At 55.7% G+C, this 21,517-nt stretch carries 25 protein-coding genes; 8 read left to right on the plus strand and 17 right to left on the minus strand.

The annotated features are described in order from the left end of the window. The first annotated feature begins 185 nt into the window (after positions 1 to 185). Both mdtJ and mdtI read left to right on the plus strand, forming a co-directional pair. Positions 186 to 548: a multidrug/spermidine efflux SMR transporter subunit MdtJ gene (mdtJ, locus tag L379_RS12710; protein WP_015570633.1), complete on the plus strand. Its 363-nt coding sequence runs from the start codon at positions 186 to 188 to the stop codon at positions 546 to 548. Then, the gene (gene mdtI / locus L379_RS12705) at positions 535 to 864 is read left to right on the plus strand and encodes a multidrug/spermidine efflux SMR transporter subunit MdtI (RefSeq protein WP_003857463.1); all 330 of its coding nucleotides are present in this window, start codon (positions 535 to 537) and stop codon (positions 862 to 864) included. The genes mdtJ and mdtI overlap by 14 nt, the downstream gene beginning before the upstream one ends. A 5-nt stretch (positions 865 to 869) precedes the next feature. Here mdtI and L379_RS12700 read toward each other — a convergent pair whose 3' ends face one another. From L379_RS12700 to L379_RS12685, 5 genes are all read right to left on the minus strand, one after another. After that, entirely contained in the window at positions 870 to 1,691 is an 822-nt protein-coding gene (locus tag L379_RS12700) for a trypsin-like serine peptidase (RefSeq protein WP_003857461.1), read from the minus strand. A gap of 102 nt (positions 1,692 to 1,793) precedes the next feature. Next, positions 1,794 to 1,877, minus strand: coding sequence for a small membrane protein YdgU (locus tag L379_RS26430; protein WP_057979992.1), 84 nt, complete (start codon positions 1,875 to 1,877; stop codon positions 1,794 to 1,796). Between the two features lie 92 nt (positions 1,878 to 1,969). Continuing rightward, positions 1,970 to 2,275, minus strand: a complete 306-nt coding sequence (asr, locus tag L379_RS12695) for an acid resistance repetitive basic protein Asr (RefSeq protein ID WP_003857459.1) — start codon at positions 2,273 to 2,275, stop codon at positions 1,970 to 1,972. A 149-nt stretch (positions 2,276 to 2,424) separates the two neighbouring features. Continuing rightward, positions 2,425 to 3,906 carry a carboxypeptidase M32 gene (locus tag L379_RS12690; protein WP_032653403.1) on the minus strand — a complete coding sequence of 494 codons (1,482 nt, stop codon included), beginning with the start codon at positions 3,904 to 3,906 and terminating at the stop codon, positions 2,425 to 2,427. A gap of 74 nt (positions 3,907 to 3,980) precedes the next feature. After that, positions 3,981 to 5,234: an MFS transporter gene (locus L379_RS12685; RefSeq protein WP_032653405.1), complete on the minus strand. Its 1,254-nt coding sequence runs from the start codon at positions 5,232 to 5,234 to the stop codon at positions 3,981 to 3,983. Between the two features lie 121 nt (positions 5,235 to 5,355). On the opposite strand from L379_RS12685, the gene L379_RS12680 reads away from it, so the two are divergent. The 3 genes from L379_RS12680 to bioD all read left to right on the plus strand — a co-directional run bounded on the left by L379_RS12680 (position 5,356) and on the right by bioD (position 8,428). Beyond that, complete coding sequence (locus L379_RS12680) at positions 5,356 to 6,261, plus strand: LysR family transcriptional regulator (protein ID WP_032653407.1); 906 nt, start codon at positions 5,356 to 5,358, stop codon at positions 6,259 to 6,261. Positions 6,262 to 6,382: 121 nt separating this feature from the next. Continuing rightward, positions 6,383 to 7,603: a sugar metabolism global transcriptional regulator Mlc gene (gene mlc / locus L379_RS12675; protein ID WP_003857451.1), complete on the plus strand. Its 1,221-nt coding sequence runs from the start codon at positions 6,383 to 6,385 to the stop codon at positions 7,601 to 7,603. Positions 7,604 to 7,732: 129 nt separating this feature from the next. Next, on the plus strand, positions 7,733 to 8,428 hold the full coding sequence (bioD, locus tag L379_RS12670; RefSeq protein ID WP_015570628.1) for a dethiobiotin synthase: 696 nt from the start codon (positions 7,733 to 7,735) through the stop codon (positions 8,426 to 8,428). Here bioD and clcB read toward each other — a convergent pair. The 8 genes from clcB to L379_RS12630 form a co-directional block, all read right to left on the minus strand. Next, on the minus strand, positions 8,363 to 9,673 hold the full coding sequence (gene clcB, locus L379_RS12665; RefSeq protein WP_023296525.1) for a voltage-gated ClC-type chloride channel ClcB: 1,311 nt from the start codon (positions 9,671 to 9,673) through the stop codon (positions 8,363 to 8,365). The two genes, bioD and clcB, sit on opposite strands and share 66 nt — an antisense overlap. A gap of 104 nt (positions 9,674 to 9,777) precedes the next feature. Continuing rightward, complete coding sequence (osmV, locus tag L379_RS12660; RefSeq protein WP_003857446.1) at positions 9,778 to 10,926, minus strand: osmoprotectant ABC transporter ATP-binding protein OsmV; 1,149 nt, start codon at positions 10,924 to 10,926, stop codon at positions 9,778 to 9,780. After that, on the minus strand, positions 10,926 to 11,573 hold the full coding sequence (gene osmW / locus L379_RS12655; protein ID WP_006808875.1) for an osmoprotectant ABC transporter permease OsmW: 648 nt from the start codon (positions 11,571 to 11,573) through the stop codon (positions 10,926 to 10,928). The genes osmV and osmW overlap by 1 nt, the downstream gene beginning before the upstream one ends. 8 nt (positions 11,574 to 11,581) lie before the next feature. Continuing rightward, on the minus strand, positions 11,582 to 12,481 hold the full coding sequence (gene osmX, locus L379_RS12650) for an osmoprotectant ABC transporter substrate-binding protein OsmX (protein WP_017694085.1): 900 nt from the start codon (positions 12,479 to 12,481) through the stop codon (positions 11,582 to 11,584). A gap of 18 nt (positions 12,482 to 12,499) precedes the next feature. Next, a complete protein-coding gene (gene osmY / locus L379_RS12645) occupies positions 12,500 to 13,210 on the minus strand; it encodes an osmoprotectant ABC transporter permease OsmY (protein WP_032648184.1) in 711 nt (236 codons plus the stop codon). A 250-nt stretch (positions 13,211 to 13,460) separates the two neighbouring features. After that, positions 13,461 to 14,210: a YoaK family protein gene (locus tag L379_RS12640; protein ID WP_017384553.1), complete on the minus strand. Its 750-nt coding sequence runs from the start codon at positions 14,208 to 14,210 to the stop codon at positions 13,461 to 13,463. A gap of 146 nt (positions 14,211 to 14,356) precedes the next feature. Further along, on the minus strand, positions 14,357 to 15,541 hold the full coding sequence (locus tag L379_RS12635) for an MFS transporter (protein WP_032653411.1): 1,185 nt from the start codon (positions 15,539 to 15,541) through the stop codon (positions 14,357 to 14,359). 57 nt (positions 15,542 to 15,598) lie between these two features. Next, a complete protein-coding gene (locus L379_RS12630) occupies positions 15,599 to 16,726 on the minus strand; it encodes an alpha/beta hydrolase (protein ID WP_032653414.1) in 1,128 nt (375 codons plus the stop codon). 114 nt (positions 16,727 to 16,840) lie between these two features. Here L379_RS12630 and L379_RS12625 point away from each other — a divergent pair, with 114 nt between their 5' ends. The 3 genes from L379_RS12625 to L379_RS12615 all read left to right on the plus strand — a co-directional run bounded on the left by L379_RS12625 (position 16,841) and on the right by L379_RS12615 (position 18,841). Next, positions 16,841 to 17,725, plus strand: a complete 885-nt coding sequence (locus tag L379_RS12625) for a LysR family transcriptional regulator (protein ID WP_017384550.1) — start codon at positions 16,841 to 16,843, stop codon at positions 17,723 to 17,725. 85 nt (positions 17,726 to 17,810) lie between these two features. Further along, on the plus strand, positions 17,811 to 18,488 hold the full coding sequence (gene catA / locus L379_RS12620) for a type A chloramphenicol O-acetyltransferase (RefSeq protein ID WP_015570622.1): 678 nt from the start codon (positions 17,811 to 17,813) through the stop codon (positions 18,486 to 18,488). Positions 18,489 to 18,526: 38 nt separating this feature from the next. Further along, on the plus strand, positions 18,527 to 18,841 hold the full coding sequence (locus tag L379_RS12615; RefSeq protein ID WP_017694081.1) for a hypothetical protein: 315 nt from the start codon (positions 18,527 to 18,529) through the stop codon (positions 18,839 to 18,841). A 114-nt stretch (positions 18,842 to 18,955) separates the two neighbouring features. Here L379_RS12615 and L379_RS12610 read toward each other — a convergent pair whose 3' ends face one another. From L379_RS12610 to L379_RS12595, 4 genes are all read right to left on the minus strand, one after another. Next, positions 18,956 to 19,267 carry a YebG family protein gene (locus tag L379_RS12610; protein ID WP_017384548.1) on the minus strand — a complete coding sequence of 104 codons (312 nt, stop codon included), beginning with the start codon at positions 19,265 to 19,267 and terminating at the stop codon, positions 18,956 to 18,958. 110 nt (positions 19,268 to 19,377) lie between these two features. Then, the gene (gene dmsD, locus L379_RS12605) at positions 19,378 to 19,992 is read right to left on the minus strand and encodes a Tat proofreading chaperone DmsD (RefSeq protein ID WP_032653417.1); all 615 of its coding nucleotides are present in this window, start codon (positions 19,990 to 19,992) and stop codon (positions 19,378 to 19,380) included. A 44-nt stretch (positions 19,993 to 20,036) separates the two neighbouring features. Beyond that, positions 20,037 to 20,891 (minus strand): dimethyl sulfoxide reductase anchor subunit family protein, encoded by an 855-nt coding sequence (locus tag L379_RS12600; protein ID WP_032653420.1) that lies wholly within the window; start codon positions 20,889 to 20,891, stop codon positions 20,037 to 20,039. A 1-nt stretch (position 20,892) separates the two neighbouring features. Then, a complete protein-coding gene (locus L379_RS12595) occupies positions 20,893 to 21,510 on the minus strand; it encodes a DMSO/selenate family reductase complex B subunit (protein ID WP_017384545.1) in 618 nt (205 codons plus the stop codon). Between the last annotated feature and the right edge of the window lie 7 nt (positions 21,511 to 21,517).

Below are 21,517 nucleotides of genomic sequence, written 5' to 3' on the forward strand. Positions count from 1 at the left end.
CTCTGCTCTGTTTTCAACCTCCCTCTGCCTGCTTTCTGGTGAGCAACACTGGCGTTCCGCGCTATAGTCACGTCTTCTGCCTGAGCTGGCGCTATGCGCTTAGCTAACTGATTTAATTCCTAATTTTTTGGTTTGCTGTCCGCAGCGAGCCTCGATGGATTATATTCTCAAGCAGGAGAAAAAACATGTTTTACTGGATTTTATTAGCTCTGGCGATCGTCGCTGAAATTACCGGCACCTTGTCGATGAAATGGGCAAGCGTGAGTGATGGCAGCACCGGTTTTATTTTGATGCTGGTCATGATTACGCTTTCCTATATTTTCCTCTCTTTTGCGGTTAAAAAAATCGCGCTGGGCGTGGCATACGCATTGTGGGAAGGTATTGGTATTTTATTGATTACGCTGTTTAGCGTCATGTTATTTGATGAAACCCTGACGACAATGAAAATTGCCGGGCTGACGACCCTGGTCGCAGGTATCGTGCTGATTAAATCGGGTACACGCAAACCGGCAAAACAGCAGAAGGAGCAGACCCATGCAGCAGTTTGAATGGATCCACGCGGCCTGGCTGGCTTTTGCCATCGTTCTGGAAATTATTGCCAACGTCTTTCTGAAGTTCTCCGACGGTTTTCGTCGCAAAGCCTACGGCCTGTTATCGATTGCCGCGGTTCTGGGGGCGTTTAGCGCCCTGTCGCAGGCGGTGAAAGGCATCGATCTGTCCGTGGCCTATGCGCTGTGGGGGGGCTTCGGTATTGCCGCCACCCTGGCGGCAGGCTGGATTATGTTCGGGCAGCGTTTAAACAATAAAGGCTGGATAGGGCTGGTATTACTGCTCGCCGGCATGATCATGATTAAACTGGCCTGAGTGACCTACTGCTGCGCCAGGGCTTCCAGCCGGTCGCGAAAACCGGTCACCGACAACGCCCGGTTATCTGCGCGCCAGCGGTCTTTCGCCGCTGGCGCAGAACTCTGAACGCCAATCAGCTGCCAGCCGTTATCGGTTTTTAACATCAGGGGCGATCCGCTATCACCCGGTAGCGTATCGCACTGATGCGACAGTACGCTGTTTTGCGCCCAACCCGTCACCACGCAGTCCGTATGGGTGTACAGCGAATCGAGGTGATCAACAGGATAACCTGATTGCGTCACTTTTCGATCGGCGGCTTTCAGGGCGGCGGTGAGCGCGGCCTTATCGCCATCAAAGAGCGGCAGCGGGGTGATCCCGGACGGCGGATAACGTAAAACGATCAGCCCGAAATCCCAGGAGGCCGCCCCGGGCGGCACAATCCAGCCATCGCCATCCGGTTTCAGGCGTTTGCCAAGCGACGGATCCACTCGCCCCTCAATACCGTGAATTTCGTAGCGCCATATTCCTTTTTGCGACACAAAGCGCAGGGCGATCGCTTTATCCGGTTTGCCTTCAGGCGGCATTAACAGGCAATGACCCGCCGTCAGCGCAAGGCGTGGCGTAATGAGGGTTGCGGTACATAAATTGCCGCTGGCGGTTTCCAGTTGCCCGATGGCATCCCAGGGCGATTCGGTAGGATCGGTGACACGCGTACGATCGTCATGACCAAAAAACAGCGTCTTTACCTCTTTGGCGCTAATGGCGTCATCGTCGCCATCATCCGCATGTGAAAAGCCAGCAAAAAGGCTAAACGTTCCCAGTAACAACACAACAGATTTACGCATATCACACTCTGGTGGGGGTAATTATGATTATTAAAAGTGAACCCTATGAAAATACTATAGACGCGACGGCGAGAAAGTGGGAGTAAAATCAGCGTGCTACATTCAGGAAAGATAAAAGTGGCTGGCGATGAGCGCGCATAAAATTAGCAGGATAAGAATGAACTCAAACCGATAGCGCCGCAGCATACGCCCTCCGGATAAAAAAACGGCGCTGACCGCAAACCCGTTCAGCGCCGGTTTACCAACGTGCCCCGAAGGGCACGGTTAAGCTTGTACTCTTACGCTGCTGGCTGTGCAGCAGGTTTAGCCGCTTCGTGTTTTGCCGCTTTTTTGTGATGTTTTTTAGCCGCCTGGGCTTTCTGCTCTACCGCAGGTTTTGCCGCTTTTTTATGGTGCTTTTTCGCGGCCTGCGCTTTCTGTTCTGCCGCTGGTTTAGCCGCTTTGTGATGTTTTTTATGGTGAACCGTTTTGGCCGGAGCAGCGGTGGATGCCGCAGGCGCTGCGGTGGCGGTAGTTTCAGCCGCGAATGCAGCGGAAGACAGACCCATAGCAGCGGCAACGACCAGAGCTAATACTTTTTTCATTTTCATACCCTCGAATTTGGTTTCTCATTTAACCCCACTGCGGGGCCGTTGAAATAACTATATCCCTGTAAATTCGGGGTTTCCGTGAGTGATTGGTATCGGCGTGTAACCATATGTACAACGCCGGGGTGGACCCCCGGCGCGTTCGGTTACAGATAGCGGGACGTCAGGTGTTCGCGGAAGTAGCGGATATTCAGGTCTTCGCCCGTGGCCTGGGTGATGAGCTGCGACGTGCTGAAACGGCTGCCGTGCTGCCAGATATTCTGACGCAGCCAGTCAAACAGTGCTGAGAAATCGCCCCCGGCAATGGATGTCTGCAACCCGGGCAGCGCAGTTTTGGCGGCATGGAACAGCTGTGCCGCATACATTGCCCCCAGCGTGTAAGACGGGAAGTAGCCAAAACCGCCGTCGGTCCAGTGGATATCCTGCATACAGCCGTTGCGGTAGTTATCTTTGGTGGATAACCCAAGCCAGGCCTGCATTTTCTCATCCCATAACGCGGGAATATCATCGACTTCAATTTCGCCATTGATTAGCGCGCGCTCGATCTCATAGCGCAGCACCACATGCGCCGGATAGCTCACTTCATCCGCATCAACGCGGATGTAGCCCGGCTTCACGCGCTGGTTCCAGGCAATAAAATTCTCTTCGCTGAATGCCGCCTGGCTACCGAAACGGGCATGAACCGCCGGAAGCAGATGCTTCAGGAAAGCGTCGCTGCGGCCCAGCTGCATTTCAAAGAACAAGCTCTGGGATTCATGGATCGCCGTAGAGCGCGCCAGCGCAACGGGCTGGCCGGCCCACGCTCGCGGAAGGTTTTGCTCGTAGCGGGCATGTCCGGTTTCGTGGATCACGCCGAAAAGCGCGCTGAGCAGTTCATCTTCATCGTAACGCGTGGTGATACGCACATCTTCCGGCACGCCGCCGCAGAACGGGTGGGCGCTAACGTCCAGACGACCGCCGTTAAAATCGAAGCCAAGCATTTTCATCGCTTTCAGACCCAGCTCGCGCTGCGTGGCGGTCGGGAAGGGACCCTGTGGCGGAACGAACGATCGTTGAGCCTGTTTTTCCACAACCTTTGCCAGCAGCTCCGGCAGCCAGGACTTCAGATCGCCGAACAGCACATCCAGGCGAGCGCTGGTCATGTCGGGTTCAAAGATATCCAGCAGCGCGTCGTAAGGCGTGCAGCCTTTAGCCTCAGCGCGCAGGCGGGCTTCTTCACGACTGAGTTTCACCACCTCTTTCAGGTTGGCTGAAAAGCCCTGCCAGTCGTTGGCCGGACGCTGAGTGCGCCACGCGTGTTCACACCTGCTGCCCGCCAGCGATTTGGCCTCCACCAGCGATTCCGGCAGTAAAGTGGCCTGCTGGTAGTGGCGTGTCATTTCACGCAGGTTGGCTTGCTCAACGTCGTTCAGATCTTCGTCTGCCGCCGCCAGCCATTCACCCACTTTTTTATCGGTCAGGATCTGATGTTGCAGGACGCTCATCTCCGCCAGCGCTTCACCGCGCGCGGCGCTGCCGCCTGGCGGCATCATGGTGAACATGTCCCAGCTGGCGATGGAGGAGAGGTGCGAGAAGCGGGAGAGGCGCTGGAAGGTGCGGGTGAGTTGTTGATAATTATTGTTTTTCATGAAGTCCTCGTGTCTGAATCAGCCGATGACAAAAATTAGCATCGGCTCGATTTAAACACGAAGAGGGCTGAATGTTAATGCAGTCGTTTATGCAGGCTCGCGCCCACCAGCAGCGCAGCGCACAGCATCAGCGCGATAAATCCGCCCACGCCGTTCCAGCCGTAGTTGTGCCAGAACACCCCGCCGAGCGTACCGGCTATGCTGGAACCAAGATAGTAACTGAACAGATACAGTGACGAAGCCTGACCTTTGGCGCGGCGCGCGCGTGGGCCAATCCAGCTGCTGGCAACGGAATGCGCGGCAAAGAAGCCCGCAGAGAAGAGCAGCATTCCGGCAAAAATCAGCCACAGGGAAGAGAAAAGCGTCATCAGCAGTCCGAACAGCATCACGGCGGTGGAAACCAGCATCACCGGACCACGACCGAAGCGCGCGGTCATGGCGCCCGCTTTTGGCGAACTCCATGTCCCGGTGAGATATGCCACAGAGAGCAAACCCACCAATGCCAGACTAAGATGCCACGGTGAAAGCATCAGACGATAGCCGATGTAATTAAACAGCGTCACGAACGAGCCCATCAGCAGGAAACCGGTCAGGAACAAACGGGGCAGCCCTTGATCGCGCCAGTGCAGACGAAAGTTGATAAATAACGTTTTCGGACGCAGGGAGGTCGGGCGGAAATGGCGCGATTCCGGCAGGATTTTCCAGAACATCAGCGCCGAAGCGAGGGCGAAGCAGCCGATAACGGCCAGCGCAATGCGCCAGTTAAAGAAATCAGTAAACACACCGCTGAGCAGGCGTCCGCTCATCCCGCCGATAGAGTTCCCGCTAATGTATAGCCCCATGGAGAAGGCCACGAAGCTCGGGTGGATCTCCTCGCTGAGATAGGTCATCCCGACCGCCGCCACGCCGCTGAGGGATAACCCAATCAGCGCGCGCATGACCAGAATGCCGTGCCAGCTGGTCATCATGGTGGACAGCAAGGTACACACGGAGGCCAGCATTAACGCCGTTACCATGACCTGCTTACGTCCGATGGCATCCGAAAGTGGCCCGGTGAACAGCAGACCGATCGCCAGCATCCCGGTTGAAATGGAGAGCGAAATACTGCTGCTGGCTGGCGACACGCCAAATTCATGCGACAGGACCGGCAGGATCGGCTGAACGCAGTAGAGCAGGGCAAAAGTGGCGAGACCCGCTGAGAAGAGCGCCAGCGTGACGCGCATAAACTGGGGGGTACCACGTTTAATAAACTGAACCGGCTGCGGTGCTGCGGGTAAATCATCAATGTCGCTGGCCGGCGCGATATCAACGGTCGTTGTACGGCTCACACATAATCCTTGCTTAAACATCCCCGTGGTTTCTGGTGACGGGTATGACCACAAGATTAGGGTAGGAAAATGTAAATATTCTGTCTAATATATTAATAATCTCAAATGATACTTTAAAAATATGAATATCGAGCTGCGCCATCTGCGCTATTTTGTCGCCGTCGCCGAAGAGCTGCATTTTGGTCGTGCGGCGGCAAGGCTGAATATCTCTCAGCCACCGCTAAGCCAGCAGATCCAGATCCTGGAGCAGCAGGTCGGGGCGCGTCTGCTGGCGCGAACCAACCGCAGCGTGAGCCTGACGGCGGCGGGAAAACAGTTTCTCGCCGATAGCCGGCAGATCCTGAGTATGGTGGAGGACGCCGCCGCCAGAGCGGAACGGCTTTATCTTGGGGAGACGGGGGAGCTGCGCATCGGGTTTACCTCATCGGCCCCCTTTATCAGCGCTGTTTCACAAACGCTATCCTCGTTTCGCCGTAACTTTCCGGATGTGCATATTCAGACGCGCGAAATAAATACCCGGGAGCAGATATCGCCGCTTAACGAAGGATCGCTCGACCTGGGGCTGATGCGTAACACGCAGTTGCCTGATACCCTGGCGTGGCAGGTGATCCTCCGCGAACCGCTGATGGCGATGATCCCCCGGGATCATCCGCTCGCCGCGCAGCACAGCGTCTCGCTGGCTGAACTGGCGAAAGAGCCGTTTGTCTTTTTTGACCCACAGGTGGGTACCGGGTTGTATGACGATATTCTTGGTCTGATGCGGCGATATGGCCTTGTCCCGACTATCGCGCAGGAGGTGGGGGAAGCCATGACGATCATTGGTCTCGTTGCCGCAGGGCTTGGCGTGTCGATTCTCCCGGCCTCATTTAAACGGGTACAACTGGCGGAAATGCGCTGGGTGAAGATAGCCGAGCAGGATGCAGTCTCAGAGATGTGGCTGGTGTGGTCTAAACATCATGAACAGAGCCATGCGGCACAGCGTTTCAAAGAACAATTAATTACCGCTTCTCGCGGGCGTTATTTATAGGGAAAAGTGGGCGAAAATGTGCAGTAAATCACATGGCTAAGTAAAAATTTGACGTCAGCCATTGAAGTGCTTCACCATAGCCCTCAGTTTATTTCGAAGCTCGAAAATAAGGGAGTACGAGGTGGTTGCTGATAGTCAGCCAGGGCATATCGATCAGATCAAGCAGACCAACGCGGGTGCCGTTTATCGCCTGATTGATCAGCTTGGTCCGGTTTCGCGTATCGATCTTTCGCGCCTGGCACAACTGGCACCCGCCAGTATTACCAAGATTGTCCGCGAAATGCTGGAAGCCCATCTGGTTCAGGAAACAGAAATTCAGGAGCCGGGCAGCCGTGGCCGTCCGGCGGTAGGGCTGGTGGTGGAAACGGAAGCCTGGCACTACCTGTCGCTGCGGATTAGCCGCGGGGAAATCTTCCTCGCGCTGCGCGACCTCAGCAGCAAGCTGGTGGTGGAGGACCGGCTGGAACTCCCGCTTAATGCAGAGCAACCACTTCTCGATGCCATTCTGACCCACATCGACCAGTTCTTTATTCGTCACCAGCAGCGTCTTGAACGTTTAACGGCGATTGCGATCACCCTGCCGGGAATTATTGATACCGAAAATGGCATTGTTCACCGCATGCCGTTTTATGAAAACGTCAAAGAGATGCCGCTGGGCGACGTGCTGGAAAACCACACCGGTGTGCCGGTCTACATTCAGCATGATATCAGCGCCTGGACGATGGCGGAGGCATTGTTTGGTGCCTCCCGGGGCGCGCGCGACGTAATTCAGGTGGTGATTGATCATAACGTTGGCGCAGGTGTGATCACCGACGGGCGTCTGTTGCATGCTGGCAGCAGTAGCCTGGTGGAGATCGGCCATACGCAGGTCGATCCGTACGGAAAACGCTGCTACTGCGGTAACCATGGCTGTCTGGAGACGATTGCCAGCGTCGAAAGCGTGCTGGAGCTGGCGCAGGTGCGGCTCAGCCAGTCGATGAGCTCCACGCTGCACGGTCAACCGTTAAGCGTCGAGGCACTGTGCGCTGCGGCAAGGCAGGGCGATCTGCTGGCGAAGGACATTATTACCGGCGTGGGCAATAATGTCGGGCGCATTCTGGCCATTATGGTGAACCTGTTTAACCCGCAAAAAATACTGATCGGCTCCCCGCTCAGCCAGGCGGCGGATATCCTCTTTCCGGCGATTTCCGCCTGCATCAATCAGCAGGCGCTTCCCGCGTACAGTAAAAACATCGTGGTCGAAAGTACGCAATTTTCCAACCAGGGTACGATGGCCGGCGCCGCGCTGGTAAAAGATGCGATGTACAACGGCTCGTTACTGATTCGTTTGCTACAGGGCTAACTCTTTTCCAGAGATGTACGAAAAATTGCGCTATCTCAAGCCCGGTAGCGCACGCATCCCGTAGACTTTCCCCACTGAATTATTTACCTGGTTTATATTTTGAGGCATACCCAAGAGGTGGAATGAGTCATGCTTAAGCGTTTCTTTATTACTGGTACGGATACGTCTGTCGGGAAGACAGTCGTATCCCGCGCGTTACTTCAGGCCCTGGCGGCAAGCGGTAAACGCGTTGCAGGATACAAGCCGGTTGCAAAAGGCAGTAAAGAGACGCCAGAAGGGCTGCGCAATAAGGATGCCCTGGTTCTGCAAAGCGTCTCGTCTCTGGAACTGCCTTATGATGCCGTTAATCCTATCGCCTTAAGCGAAGAGGAAAGCAGCGTCGCTCACAGTGGGCTTATCAACTACAGCCTGCTTTCTGATGGCCTGGCAAATCTGAGTGAAAAGGTTGACCACGTTGTCGTTGAAGGGACCGGCGGCTGGCGCAGCCTGATGAACGATTTACGTCCCCTTTCCGAATGGGTGGTGCAGGAGCAGTTGCCGGTGATTATGGTCGTGGGCATTCAGGAAGGGTGCATCAACCATGCCTTGCTGACGGCGCAGGCTATCGCTAATGACGGCCTGCCGCTGATTGGTTGGGTGGCGAACCGTATTAACCCGGGCCTTGCGCACTACGCTGAAATCATCGATGTGCTGAGCAAAAAGCTGCCTGGCCCGCTGGTGGGCGAACTGCCTTATCTGCCCCGCGCCGAGCAGCGCGAATTAGCGCACTACATCGATCTCTCGGCTTTCGGCGGTATGCTGGCCGTAGATCGAGTCGTGGCGTAGCGTTCTCGACAATACCGACGCCACAACACAGGCAACCAGCAAACCGGGAAGTAAAAAATACTGCCCGGTCATCTCACATACCATCAAGGCCGACATGATTGGCGCATGCGTTGTGGCGGCGAGCAGCGTCGCCATACCCGCCAGCCCGAGCAGGATCGCCGTCTCAGAGCCAGGAAACCACAGCGCAAAGATCTGCGCAAACAGCATTCCCGTTGCCATACCGACAAACAAGGTTGGCGTGAACACGCCTCCCGGCGCGCCGGACCCGCTGCTTGCCAGCACCGCCAGCAGCTTGCAAATAAAGACGCCAGCAATCACCGACAGCAGCGGCGGCGACTGCAAAAACGCCTGAACCACGCTATAGCCATTCCCCCATACCTTCGGCGTTAGCAGCGACAGCAGCCCGACGATCAGACCACCCAGCGCCAGCTGCCACGGCGGTGAAAGTTTGAGACGCAGAAACAGCCTGTGGCTGGCCGCCATCAGCCACATCAGCAGCGGGCCGCAAACGCCAGCCAGCAGACCCACGCCAACGATCAGGAAATAATCCACCGCCGTAAGCATCTCGCTGAGATGGACATCATATAGCGTATTCGCGCCGGGACTTAACAGGCGCGTGGTCAGCAGGGCCACTACAGCAGCAATCACCACCGGGCCGAGGGAGGCCAGCATCAGCGTGCCAAACAGGATCTCTGCGATAAACAGGCTGCCCGCCAGCGGCGCATGATAGGCGCTGGCCATCCCGGCGGCGGCACCGCAGGCGATCCACAGTTTCCATTCGGATTTCGGCGTACAACGTTGTGCAAAAAAGGAGGCGGCGAGGGCGGCGAGCAGGATCATGGCGCCTTCACGGCCGATGGCGCTGCCGCTGGCGACCACCAGCAACGACGCGAGGGATTTCACCAGGCTGGCGCCGTAATCAAACTGGCCGTCACCCGTCTCAAGCGCTTCCATATAATCGGTGGGGGCGTGGGGACGTTGTGCCGTCATGCGCTGCCATCCCCACAGTAGCATTCCCGCGGCCAGACCACCCAGCGCAGGCGTCAGCGCCCGCCGCCAGGGTGATAACGCGGCTGCGGCGTTCACCAGACTTCCGCTTTCGTTGCTGAGAAATAGCCACTCCAGCAGATACATGCTGTGGCGGAACACCGCAACGGCCAGCGCCGCCAGCACGCCGGTGACGGTAGCAATCAGGAGACGACGAAACATCGCGCGGATGTCGGGGTAAGCGTGAAGACGTTGCATGAAGTCGTGATTTAACGGGGACGATACAATATTGTGGCGGGAAATCGGGAGGTTAGCAAAAGGTATGCGTGCGGAAAAGGCCGGGCAGTACCCGGCCTGAATGCTTAACTCTCGCTATGAATATTTAATGCCCGGCGCGTACGCCCTGAACTCAAATATTCCGCAATATAATCCTGGGATATCTCGCCGTTATAGCGTCCGTCCTCGTCCACAATCGGCATCCAGCTGGTGTTGCTCTCATACAGGCGAGAAAGCACCACGCGCAGGTTATCCTCGGCCTTACCGGTCATGCGGAACGGATGCAGAATATCCCCGCAGCTGCCGCTGGCGTTACGCGCTTCGCGGCGCTTCACAAAGCCGAGCGGTTTGCCGTGCTCATCAACCACGGTAATGGCGCGAATATCGTTGTCATCCATGGTGGCGAAGGCCTCCGGCAGCGGCGTCGATTCGCGTACCGTAATGGTAGGCTGCTGGTCGGTGACGTCGCCCGCCGATACCAGCAGCAGGCGTTTCAACGTCCGGTCCTGGCCAACAAACGAGCCAACAAACTCATTCGCGGGTTTCGCCAGCAGCTCGTCCGGGCTGGCGCACTGCACGATACGTCCCTGACGGAATACGGCAATACGGTCGCCCAGCTTCAGCGCTTCGTCAATATCGTGGCTCACCAGCATCACGGTCTTTTTCAGCTTGCGCTGCATCTCCAGGAACTGGTTCTGGATCACCTCACGGTTAATCGGGTCGACCGCGCCGAACGGTTCATCCATCAGCAGGACCGGAGGATCCGCTGCCAGCGCGCGGATGACGCCGATACGCTGCTGCTGACCGCCGGACATTTCGCGTGGATAGCGGTGAAGGAATTTATGCGGATCCATTGCCACCATATCCATCAGCTCCTCGGCACGGGATTTACAGCGCGCTTTATCCCAGCCCAGCATGCGCGGCACGACGGTAATGTTCTCTTCGATGGTCATGTTCGGGAACAGGCCAATTTGCTGGATCACGTAGCCAATGTTGCGACGCAGGGTCACGGTGTCCATTCCGCTGGTGTCTTCGCCGTTAATCAGGATCGTCCCGCTGCTTGGCGTAATGAGACGGTTGATCATCTTCAGGGTAGTGGTTTTCCCGCAGCCGGACGGGCCGAGCAGCACGCACATTTCCCCTTCAGGCACGTTCAGGTTGACGTTGTCGACGGCCTTAAACGTCTGGCCGTGTTTCTGTGAAAATTGTTTGGTGAGGTTTTCCAGTTTTATCATTATCGAATCCCCTTCGGAGTCAGTACCACCTGCAAACGGTGCAGCAACCAGTCGAGCACAATCGCTAAAAGACAAATCATCAGTGCGCCCGCAATCAACATACGAATATCACTCCCGCCAATACCGTTAAGCAGCAGCAGGCCCAGCCCGCCCGCACCGATTACGGCGGCAATCGCCATGACGCCGATGTTCATCACCACGGCGGTGCGGATGCCGCCAAAAATCACCGGCAACGCCATCGGGATTTCCACCCAGCGCAGACGCTGCCAGAAGGTCATGCCGATGCCGCGTCCCGCTTCACGCAGGCCCGGCGGCAGGCTGTCGAGCGCCGTGTGGGTGTTACGCACAATCGGCAGCAGTGAATAGAGGAACACCGCCGTAATCGCGGGCAGGGCGCCAATGCCCTGACCGATCAGCGAAAAGAGCGGGATCATGAGGCCGAAAAGCGCAATTGACGGGATGGTGAGCACAATGGTGGCAATTCCCAGCACCGGCGTTGCCAGCCATTTATGGCGGACAATTAAAATGCCCAGCGGCACGCCAATAATAATCGCCAGGCCCACGGCGAGCGCCACCAGCCACAGGTGTTGCAGCGTCAGGGTTAAGAGATAGTCCCAGTTGTCGAGAATATAGTGAATCGTCTCCATAGCGCCTCCTACAGCAACTGTTTGCTACGCAGGAAATCACGGGCGACCTGCTGCGGTGACTGATGGTCGATATCCACCTTCTTATTCAGTTCGGTGATAACGTCGTTATTGAGCTGGGCTGAAAGGGTGTTCAGCGCCTCCTCCAGCCCCGGATTAGCCTCCAGCGTGTCTTTCCGAACAACTGGCGTCACGGCATAACTCGGGAAGAAGCCTTTGTCATCTTCCAGCACTTTAAGATCGAAGCCCTTTACGCGCCCGTCGGTGGTGTAGATCAGCCCCGCATCGACAAACCCGTCGCGCACCGCGTTATAGACCAGGCCCGGATCCATCTGGCGGATCTGCGGGCGGTCCAACTCCATGTTGTAGGCTGCCTGCAACGGTTTCATCCCGTCGCTGCGCCCGGCAAATTCCAGGTCAAGGCCCAGCAGCCAGTTGTTATCCGGATCGGTTTTACGGATCTGCTCAATCTTTGCCACCATCTCAGACATGGTATTGATATGTTCAGCCTCGGCGCGCTTGCGCTGCATGGCAAAGGCATAGGTATTGTTCATATCGGCAGGTTTAAGCCACACCAGACCGTGCTTCGCATCGAGGCGTTTCACCGTCTCGTACGATTCCTGCGGCGACATGCGTTTGTTGATGTGGTTGAAGATGATCAGCGAGGTGCCGGTATACTCCCAGGTCATATCAATCTGCTTGTTGATCATCGCGTTACGGGAAATCACCGTTGCAATATTGGTCTGAGGCTGTACCTGAAACCCTTTCTTTTGCAGATACTGCACGGTCATGGCCGAGAGAATGTGCTGCTCGGTAAAGCTCTTGGTGGCCAGGATCAGCGGCGCGGCGAGCGCCTGGCTGGTGAAGAGCGCGGCGGCGCATAGCGCCGTCAGCCCGGAAAACAGTCTCATAGAAGCTCCTTGTTATAATTATCGCGCGAGATGCGGGCTCAGTAATCGGCCCAGTGCCGCCAGCAGCGTATCCAGAATCAGGGCGAACAGAGCGGTGGCCGCCGCGCCCAGGATCAGCGTCGGGAAATCATTCAGATAGATCCCCGGGAAAATCAGCTCGCCGTAGCTGCTGGCGCCAATCAGGAATGCCAGCGGTGCGGTACCGACGTTAATCGCAGTGGCAATGCGAATACCGGAAAGCATCACCGGCCAAGCGTTTGGGATCTCAACCTGACTCAGGCGCTGCCATTTGGTCATGCCGATACCGTTTGCCGCTTCCAGCAACGACGCGGGAACAGAGCACAGCCCGGCATAGGTGTTACGCACAATCGGCAGCAGAGAGGCCAGAAAGAGGGCGATAATGGCCGGTTTATCACCGATGCCAATCACCACCATCGCCAGTGCCAGAACGGCCAGCGGCGGCAGGGTGTTGCCCACGTTAAAGATTTGCATCACATATTCGGCGATACCACGCGCGGCCGGACGGCTCAGCAGAATACCGCTTGGAATGCCCACCAGCAGGGCAAAGAACATGGATGAAAAGACCAGAATCAGGTGCTGTTGCCCGAGGTAAATCAGGTCAACCTGGCGCGCCTTAATCGTTTCCAGTCCTATTCCCCAGGTGAGGAGAGCGAGAACCACGATAATCGCGCCGACAAAAAGCAGCGAACGTTTAAGTAATGGGTGCATTGCGGTGTGTCTCCCTGTGCGCATGCGTTATAGCAACCACCGGTTGCCTGTTGTTATGCCATGTTTCGGCAGGGGTACTTCACCTATAGCAAGCGAAACGGAAGGGTTCCAGCGAAGGGGGTAAATCAGTAACCCTATGAAATTAGTGACAACCTGAGTGAAGCCTTATGGCATAAGGGCTGTCAGTGGGCAGGCAGAATAGTCTTAAAGAAGTACGCCTTACGTGACAACGTCACATAAAGCGTGCTGATTATACTTGTCGACTGAGCGCGGCGCGCACCTTGCGTACGCGCCACGAGATGCGGACGATAGAGAAGGCGGCGACGATTACCAGCAACAGGCCCAGCGCCAGCATCGCGTGGAATCCAAACTCTCTGAACAGGATCAGCCCCGCGATCCCGCCGCTGATAAAGGAGAAAAGGGTAGTTAAATGGGTTTTGAGCTGACTCTTTTGCGCGGCCGTATCTTTGGAGTAATCCCGGCGCAGCATGGCGACCATAACGGAGGCCAGCGAAATGCCCGCATCGGTCAGCGTGCCGGTGATGTGCGTGGATCTCACTCGACCGCCGGATAGTTGAGTGGAGGTGGAATTATGAATTCCCATCAACCCGCACAGGAAAATAATAATCTCCTGATTCGTGGCGAAGGAGTGAAAATACATTTCGTACAGGGATACCCCGGCCAATAATAGCCCTTCAACAAACAGAACCTGGCTGAATACCAGCCTGACGTTATGGATAATCCCCCAGATAACAATAATCCGCGCAGCGATGGCGCCTGAGACAAACGAAAGAATAATGGCGCCAAAGAAAAGAATATCGCTGAGATCGGTGGAGGAAACTTCGCTGGATAGCTGCGAGGTATTGCCCGTCATATGCGAGGGAAAAAAACCGAACGCGCCCAGCGCAATGGCATTCAGCAGTCCCGCGGAGGTCGCCAGCCAGAGGGCAAGACGACGATCTTCCTGATGCGTTCGTTCTTTCTTTAATTTAATCAGCAAAGAATACCTCCGGTTTGAGCTTTGCCTGAATGCTCAAGCTAACAAAGCGATGTCGCTGGCTGACCAGGATATTGCTTAATTATTATTTCTACGGGAGGTGAGCGAGGTTTTGTAATTAAATAAAACAACCCTGTTAATATAAAGCCTTATTCCCGATGGCGCGACGTCGTAAAAGTCAGCACCCCTGCACTCAGGAGTAATATGCTGCTTAAAGCGAAGGTGCTCTGCCAGCCAAAGGTATCAAACACCACGCCACCCGCCGTTGAGCCAAGCGCAATGGAGAGTTGGATCACCGCGACCATTAGCCCGCCGCCAGCCTCGGCATCTTCCGGTAACGTACGGGCGATCCACGTCCACCAGCCCGTAGGGGCCGCAGTTGCCAGCATTCCCCAGAAACCTAACAGCAGGGCCACGATCCACAGGCTGTCCCCGGTGAGCATTAATACCCCTGCAATCAGCGCCATAAGCAGCGGTATGGCCATTAAGGTGAGGTAAAACGCGGCATTCAGGACCAGCGCGACGATCAGCGTGCCGATGAAACCTGCGATACCGATAGTGAGCAGGATCAGCGATAAGCCGGAAGGACTGACGTGGGTGACGGTTTCGAGGAAGGGGCGCACATAGGTAAATAACGCAAACTGTCCTATGAAGAACAGGCCGCACGCCATCAGACCCACCGAAACCGCAGGCTGGTGGAGCAGGCGAAATACGCTTTTACGTGGCGACGGCCGCTGGTTCCCGCCCATGTTGGGCAGGCTAAAATATTGCCAGATGAACGCCACAATCGCCACGGGAACCAGGCAAAGAAACGCGCCGCGCCAGCCAATGGTCGAGCCGAGATAACTGCCCAGCGGGGCGGCGACCACCGTCGCCAGCGCGTTGCCGCCGTTAAAAATCGCCAGCGCACGAGAGACCTGATGCTGAGGCACCAGCCGAATGGCGGTGGCAGCAGACATCGACCAGAAACCGCCGATGGCGATGCCGATCAGCGCCCGGCCTGCCATATACATCAAAGCGTTTGGGGCGAAGGCGATAATGATCCCTGACAGCGCCATCAGGACGGTCATGCCTGAAAGAAGATGTTTGCGATTCATATTCCCGGCAAGCCGGGAAAGTAAAAGGCTGGTCAGGACAGCCAGCGCACCAGAGAGGGCGATCCCCTGGCCAGCCGTCCCCTCTGTCACCCCTAAATCTCTGGCGAGGGGCGTGAGCAGACTGACGGGCATAAATTCCGAGGCAATGAGGACAAAAACGCACAGGGTCATGGCAAAAATACCGCCCCAGTGTGCACGCTCAGCATCACGGGATGAGGTTTGATTCAGTGTGGACATAGGTGTAATTCACGGCGAAGAGAAGATAAGCCCCCTGATTGCCGGGGGCTAAGAGAATTAATCCAGACTGGTTTTGAAAAACTGCCCGAACTGCGCGAACGGGATTTTCCCTGCGACGTTATCGTAGAGATCAACGTGATTCGCACCGGGAACAATCACCAGTTCCTTCTGTTTGCTGCCGACAGCTTTAAACGCATCTTCCGCAAAATAACGTGAGTGCGCGTTTTCACCGGTCACAATCAGCGTTGGGATGGTGATCTCCCCGGCATAGCTCAGCAGCGGCATATTCATAAAGGACAACGGCATGGTCGCGGTCCATGCGCCGGTGGAGTTTACGGAACGGGCATGGAAGCCGCGCGGCATACGGTAGTAATCATAGAACTCTTTCAGTACCGGATGCGGATCGGCGGGCAATGCTTCCGGCAGAATACGCCCGGCCGCCGTTACCTTACCGTTTTCATCGACATAAATATCGTGGCCGCCATGGGCGAAGGTGCCGCTTTCAGCATCTTTCCAGCGTTGCGCGTTCAGATACTGCAACACGGCCCGGCGATCGGCCGCTGAATAACGATCTCTCCCGTCGCCCACGCCGTGACCCATCGCGCGGCTCATATCGTACATTACGCTGGTGGCGACCGCCTTCACGCGGGTATCCATGGATGCCGCGTTCAGCGCCATACCACCCCAGCCGCAGATCCCGAGAATGCCGATACGGTTACGGTCGACTTCTTTCTGTAATCCGAGGAAATCCACTGCGGCGCTAAAGTCTTCGGTGTTGATATCAGGGGAGGCAACGTTACGCGGCTGGCCGCCGCTTTCACCCGTGTAGGATGGGTCGAAGGCCAGGGTCACGAACCCCTGTTCAGCCAGAGTCTGGGCGTAAAGACCGCTGGATTGTTCTTTAACCGCACCGAATGGTCCACTGACGGCAATCGCCGCCAGCTTCTGGTCGCCGCTGTTCCTGGGAATGTACAGATCGCCGACCAGGGTGATCCCGTATCGGTTCTCGAACGTCACCTTGCGGTGGTCGACTTTATTGCTCTCGGCGAAGGTCTTATCCCAGGTTGTCACCATCGAAACGGGGGCGGCAGGATTTCGTGTTTCTGCATAACTCATTGTTGTCACTCCACTTAATGATGCGCATAGCAGCAGCGCAACGGACAGTTTTTGGGTGAATGTTTGCATAAGAGGTACCGTGTGTTGTTGTAATGCGGTCATTATAGTTAGCAGGAATAGTGCTGATTAGAGGCCAAAGGCTGCTAGGATTAATATCATATTGTTATGAATTGATGAGGCATGATGGCGAAGCGGGAAAACTACAATGAGCTGTATCTGTTTATCCAGGTGGTGCGGGAGGGAAGCTTCACGGCAGCCGCGCAACGGCTCGGGCTGGCACAATCCGGGATCAGTCGATCGGTTCGCGAGCTGGAAGAGCGGCTGGGCGTTCGGCTTCTGGTGCGTACAACGCGCAAACTGTCGCTGACCCACGCCGGGGAGCAACTTTACCAGACCGCTGGTTCAGCCTTTGATGCGCTCGATACCGGGCTGACCAGACTGGCGCATTACCGCCAGACGCCGTCCGGCACGGTGCGCATTAATGCCAGCCAGCACGCCATCGAAAAATGCCTGCTGCCAAAGCTCGCTATCTTCAAACAGCGTTACCCGGATATCCGTCTGGAATTGATGAATGAGAGCCGGTTCGTGGATATCATTGCCGAGCGATTCGACGCGGGCGTCCGGCTTGGGCCGGAGGTGGGACAAGGAATGATTGCCGTGCGCATCACGCCCGATATGGAGATGGCTGTGGTTGCCGCTCCGGCGCATTTTCGGCGCTATGGTTTCCCGCAGACGCCCGCCGATCTGGATGCTCATCCCTGCATTGCCTACCAGTTTGCCGACGGTAACCACTATCAATGGGAGCTTGTTCAGGACGGGAAGCATGTTACTCACCGCCCGGAGGGGCAATGGGCCTTTTCCGACAGCTACATGGAGGCCGAAGCGGCCCGGCTGGGACTCGGGCTGGCCTATGTCCCGGTTGAGCTGGTGGCTGACGATCTGGAGCGTGGCACGCTTATACGCGTCTTACAGCGCTACAGCCTGCGGATGGACGGACTGTACCTCTATTATCCACACCGCAACGTATCCCCGGCGCTGAGAGCGGTGATTGATACGCTGAAAATTTAGGGTGCCTCTTCGCTACGGTCTATACAGCCCCTACGTTTGTGATACGCTACTATTTTATATAGCGCAGCTCAACTAAGGCTCTGAAATGACAAAAATAATGCCAGAATATACGGTAGTTGACTTATCACGTTGGGCAAGAAAGGAACACTTTGAAGTATTTCAGGGCTTTGCTCAATCTACATTTAACCAAACGGTTCAGCTGGACATTACCGTGCTGCTAAAGCATATCAAAGAGGTTGGCTGGAAATTTTATCCTGCGATTATTTCCCTTATTTCTGACGTCGTAAACCGGCATCCGGAATTCCGTATGGCCATGAAGGATGATGAACTTGTAATATGGAATGAGGTTCATCCAAGCTATACCCTTTTCCATAAAGAAACGGAGACATTTTCATCGTTATGGAGTCATTACGATGGAAATATTCACCATTTTCAGCGCGTTTATGCAGAAGATGTTGCCCGCTATGGCAATATCCTTGCTTACTGGCCTAAAGAAGAGTCCCGGGAGAATATATTCTTCATATCGGATATTCCGTGGGTCAGCTTTAGCAGTTTCAACGTCAACGTCGCTAACATGCGGAATTTTTTTGCGCCCATGTTCACGTTTGGAAAATACTATAACCAGGATGGAAAGGTCTTGTTGCCTTTCGCCGTTCAGGTCCATCATTCTGTCTGTGACGGTTTCCATGTGGCCAGGCTGATCAACGAGTTACAAGAGTTGTGTGATAATTTACCGCACCATTCAGAGGCGCTCAACGTGTGATTCACGTGTTTTTAACATACGCCTGACGAGGGGAAATAATGGAACCGAATTTTACGCCAGAACAGATTGAAATGATTAACCGCATTGTTTTCGAGCAGATCGAGATCATGCATGAGAAAGTAGCTGAAATAATCGCAGATACAGAGACGGTGGCGCATCAGCGCCTGAAGGATAACGGGATCACTACGACAGATTTCTATCCTGCAAATAAAAACTTCCTGATGATGACCCTTGTACAGGATCTGATAGATAAAGTGCACGGGGGCGATAAGGACCTGGCCAAAACAATGATAACCATGGAAGCAAAAAGGCTGAATATCAGCGTAAACGTTGAGGCGGACAAATCAAGATAACAGGACGTATTTTCAGGGTTACGGTTGATGAATATAAGGTTCAGCCGACCTTAATAAAGCCGCGAGCCGTTTCCGGCCCGCGGCGGAAGGACAGGTGATTAGACGCTCTGACGATCAGGCGGCTTTGACGGCCCGGATTTTTTTGCTGCTGTCCGCATCTGATGCTGTTTTATCCGTTTCAGCATTGAGCTCGGGAAGCTTGCTGGTACGCAGGATATGCTGCACGGACTCTTTCTGCTCGGCGAGATAAAGACCAAGGTTCTCCGCCTGCGTTTCATCCATCTGCATTCCGCTTTGCAACAGCCAGTCGGTAAACGCTTCTGCCATATCGAGCAGCTTGTCGTGAGCGTCAGCCTCTTTCTTACTGGCAAATGTCATTTTTTCTTCACCTTTTCTTACGACAACAAATTTTGTTTCAACAGCCATTGTGCACCCCCCGTATACTGTAATTATATACAGTATAGCAGTTGTGATGTTGTGTTGCAGCAAAAATGTGCGAGCCTGGCCTGCACAACGGGTGGACAAGCCAGGTGCTGTTATCGGTACAGCGTTTTTTCGGCAATCGGGATCAGCAAAGTGGACTGCCATTCCGCCAGCGTCAGCTGGGCAAGTTTACCCAGCGCGGTGTAGAACGGATGGGCCGCGTTTTCAACGAATACGCTAAGGAAACGCGTGCTCCATGGCAGCAGATGCCAGGCAAGAAGCTGGTCGCGTTCTGTTTCGCGACCGTTCTCGGCAAGCCATGCCGCCAGCATCAGCAACGTTCCGAAATGATCTTCGGGCTCATTCTGCTGCATCTCAAAGGCGATATGGTTTTCACGCATCCACTGACGCAACGCGAGGGTCGAATCGCCAAACAGCACGGACTCGCGATCAAGCCAGACCGAGCCCCACGGGGGGGCGGGCAGGGCATACGGGCCAATAAACAGACGCAGCCAGGCGTCTTTCAACGCTTCATCCGATGGGGTCTTAAACATACTGGCGACAGGCAGCAGATTTTCCTCCGCCAGCGGCCAGTCCTGAACCCAGTCACCTGCGGTCAGGGCACTCACCAGCGGCGCGGTCTGCTCGCTGTCTGGAGCGAAATAAAACAGCGCGCCCAGTACCCGGGCGCTGAACGCGAACGATTCGCGGTGTGAGACGTCATTCATTACAACTTTCCTTACTTGCGCGCGGGTAGCCCCGCGCACCTGTGTTAACCTGCAATTGCTAACCCTGCGGTCATATGCAGACCATAAAATAGCCCACGGCCAATCAGTTCACCCAGCGCCACCAGCACGACACCTGCAAACAGGCCGAGCGTTTTTGGCTCCTGACGACGAATCAGCGGGCAGATCCAGCAGCCTAAACCCGCCGCCAGCAACGCGATGCGCCATACCTGAAGCGAACCATAATCCGGAAGCAGGGCGTTAGCCTGCTGGATGGAACTCTGTATTGTCCCCAGCGTATTGCTTTGCAACACGACGACCGCCACGCAGACGATAAGTGCCAGTACGCTGACTGACGCGGCAAGAGTACCTTTGAATGTCACGTTTGCGACGCGCAGCAGCAGCGCGGCCAGCAGAGGACCAGCCAGAACCATCGTCAGGAAGAAGCTCAGCGTGGTGTAACCCGTATACCAGGTCGGGACAGTCTCAATCTGATAGACACGGGTCATCGCCCAGACAAAAACGATGCCCAGGATCTGGCTGACAACCAGCCAGATTTTGCCCAAAGCTGGGGGCATTTTACCGATAACCGACACCAGCCACCAGAAACCGCCCACGGCAAAGAAGATCGAACCCGCCGCGATCTCATTACTCAGCGCTGACGCGCCCACGCGGTTAAGCGAGTTGAAAGCACGCAGCGGGGAGCCAAGATGCAGTACCGAGGCCATAAACCCAATACCCATTACCAGCCAGAGACAAAACAGGCTGCGCACGATACGCATTCTGGCCTTGTCATCATTTTCCTTAAGCCAGACGAAGCCCATCACGATTAACGCGCCGGCCACGCACTGCCCGAAAACGGTGAAGATCACCAGCGGCCATTCATGCCATCCACTTCCCATCTCACACCTCCTTCGGGTTTGCCAGGTAGCCGGTGGTGTCACCCGTCGGACGGCTGTTGGCGTTAGGTTTAATCACAATACTCGGCTTCGTGAAGTGCGCAGACGGCAGCGGCGCGACGGCAGCAAGCTGACCGTGTTTTTTGCGCAGCTCTTCAATCGGGCCAAAGTCCAGCGCGCGCAGCGGGCAGGATTCGACGCAGATGGGCTTTTTGCCGTCCGCCACGCGGCTGTGGCAGCCGTCGCATTTGGTCATGTGGCCTTTGGCGGCATTGTACTGCGGCGCGCCGTACGGGCAGGCCATGTGGCAGTAGCGACAGCCGATGCAGACATCCTCGTCCACCACCACAAAACCGTCGTCGCGCTTGTGCATTGCCCCGCTCGGGCAGACCTTGGTGCAGGCCGGATCTTCGCAGTGGTTGCAGGCAATCGACAGGTAATAGGCGAAGACATTCTGATGCCAGACGCCGTTGTCCTCCTGCCAGTCGCCGCCCGCATATTCATAAATACGCCGGAAGCTGACGTCCGGGGTCAGGTCTTTGTAATCCTTGCAGGCCAGCTCGCAGGTTTTACACCCGGTGCAGCGGCTGGAATCAATAAAAAATCCATACTGGGTAGTCATCGGTTAA

Source organism: Enterobacter sp. MGH 33 (assembly GCF_000534535.1).
GTDB lineage: Bacteria > Pseudomonadota > Gammaproteobacteria > Enterobacterales > Enterobacteriaceae > Enterobacter > Enterobacter hormaechei_C.